Source organism: Anaeromassilibacillus sp. An172 (assembly GCF_002160515.1).
Classification (GTDB): Bacteria; Bacillota; Clostridia; order Oscillospirales; family Acutalibacteraceae; genus Limousia; species Limousia pullorum.
On record NZ_NFKS01000052.1, the window covers coordinates 1 to 1,944 of the forward strand.

Below are 1,944 nucleotides of genomic sequence, written 5' to 3' on the forward strand. Positions count from 1 at the left end.
CACACTCTTTCCAAAGCTCTTCAATAGGTCGGCTTTTCTTGCCGTCAGCAACATATTCCTGATATGCCTCATCAGCAACAGTAACATCGTATTCATCTTCGATTTTCTCAAATAATGCTCTCTTAAACGCTTCGCCAAGGGACATTGAATGAATTTTAGCATAGCTGTCTGCCAAGCGTTTTTCTTCTTCTGTTAGTCTGATTGAAAATGCCATAATATCAGCTCCCTTCTTTGTAGTACATTGTACTACAAGTTATATGGATTGTCAAGAGTTTGAAAATATTTTAATAATATTATATGCATAATCTAAAGCGAAAACACAAGAGATACGACTTAATGATTACTTTGTCTGATTTATTCAAAGGGTAGGTCTTCATCAATTGGAAGTTCTTCATAGTCTGGGAATTGTTCGTCATGATTATGACTATCCTGATGTTCCTGTGATGATTTTGCCTTAACTCCAAAGACTATTTCGTTAGCAATAACTTCTGTGATTTTATGGATTACATCGTTTTTGTCTTTGTATATTCTCGTTGCAAGCCTTCCGGATACGGTTAAGACCTGTCCTTTTTCACATTTTTTACATATGATTTCTGCAAGGTTTTTCCATGCGACTACATCGACGAAATCTACACTTTCGCCGAAGCCTTTGACCGCCAAAGTGAAACTTGTAACAGATACTCCGTTCGGAGTAGTCTTTAATTCAAGGTCTTTTGTTATACGACCCGAAATGGTTGACACGTTAATGCTCATATGATTTTCTCCTTTATTGTATGAATATAAAAATCGGAACTGGTTCCGATTTATGGATAAAACAAAACCATCGGAGTTAAATCACCGATGGTTCGTTTTATCCTGTATCAATAATGTTATCTCTTATATATATCGCTTCTATGTCCCACGGAAAGCGCCAGTATAACAAGCTTATCATCTTCAATCTCACAGATTAAGCGATAATCGCCTATCCTATATCTCCATTGACCGCTGCGGTTGGCTACAAGCCCCTTTCCGTGTTGACGTGGGTTTTCGCAATCAACAAGATTTTTTTCAATCCACGCCTTTATCATACGCTTTGTGTATTGGTCGAGCTTCTTAAATTCCTTATCGAAGCGAGCAGTAGTTTCAATACGATATCTCATATCTCACACTCTTTCCAAAGCTCTTCAATAGGTCGGCTTTTCTTGCCGTCAGCAACATATTCCTGATATGCCTCATCAGCAACAGTAACATCGTATTCATCTTCGATTTTCTCGAATAATGCTCTCTTAAACGCTTCACCAAGGGACATTGAATGAATTTTAGCATAGCTGTCTGCCAAGCGTTTTTCTTCTTCTGTTAGTCTGATTGAAAATGCCATAATATCAGCTCCCTTCCTTGTAGTACATTGTACTACAAATTATATAGATTGTCAAGGGTTCGGAAATACTTTAATAATAGTATATGCACATAATCTAAAGGTAAAACAAAATCGGAACTGGTTCCGGAAAGGTGTAAGGAAGTACGAAAAAAGCGGAACTGGTTCCGAATACGGAAAAACATGAAAATGTAGTTATTAAATTAACAAATATGACAAGATGTCATTTGCTGCAAAACCCTGATTCCCCAGTTCAAATCTGGGTGACGCCTCCAAATCAACAGGGAAAGCAATAGCTTTCCCTGTTTTTTCTTTGTCAGACACAAATATATAAATAGATAGACAGAGCAGAAGAAATAATAATTACTTAATTAGAATGATTTGAAAGATTTTAATTGAATAATGGAATTACTGTACCAAATATGGTACAGTAATCGAATAAAAATCTAGAAGTCAATACTTTTATATAATAAAGTATTGACTTCAGCCTGTCGAAAAAGCTCAGCTTTCGCTGGGCTTTTTTCGATAAAAGTGGTAAAATAGAAGCAGGTGATAAAAATGATAGAGAAAAACAGAAAAAACAGAGAGCA

4 protein-coding genes are annotated in these 1,944 nt (G+C 36.2%); all 4 read right to left on the minus strand.

The annotated features are described in order from the left end of the window. The coding region (gene relB / locus B5F08_RS12995) for a type II toxin-antitoxin system RelB family antitoxin (protein ID WP_143256436.1) at positions 1 to 214 on the minus strand (214 nt) is incomplete at its 3' end. Positions 215 to 354: 140 nt separating this feature from the next. Beyond that, positions 355 to 753, minus strand: a complete 399-nt coding sequence (locus B5F08_RS13000; RefSeq protein ID WP_087380363.1) for a single-stranded DNA-binding protein — start codon at positions 751 to 753, stop codon at positions 355 to 357. 116 nt (positions 754 to 869) lie between these two features. After that, positions 870 to 1,139, minus strand: coding sequence for a type II toxin-antitoxin system RelE family toxin (locus tag B5F08_RS13005; protein ID WP_087380366.1), 270 nt, complete (start codon positions 1,137 to 1,139; stop codon positions 870 to 872). Continuing rightward, positions 1,136 to 1,357, minus strand: a complete 222-nt coding sequence (gene relB, locus B5F08_RS13010; RefSeq protein WP_087380369.1) for a type II toxin-antitoxin system RelB family antitoxin — start codon at positions 1,355 to 1,357, stop codon at positions 1,136 to 1,138. The genes B5F08_RS13005 and relB (B5F08_RS13010) overlap by 4 nt, the downstream gene beginning before the upstream one ends. Between the last annotated feature and the right edge of the window lie 587 nt (positions 1,358 to 1,944).

What these genes read in the sequence shown, in the direction of transcription:
- B5F08_RS13000 (WP_087380363.1), bottom strand. Translation starts at nt 753, where the DNA reads ATGAGCATTAACGTGTCAACCATTTCGGGTCGTATAACAAAAGACCTT.
- B5F08_RS13005 (WP_087380366.1), bottom strand. Translation starts at nt 1,139, where the DNA reads ATGAGATATCGTATTGAAACTACTGCTCGCTTCGATAAGGAATTTAAG.
- relB (WP_087380369.1), bottom strand. Translation starts at nt 1,357, where the DNA reads ATGGCATTTTCAATCAGACTAACAGAAGAAGAAAAACGCTTGGCAGAC.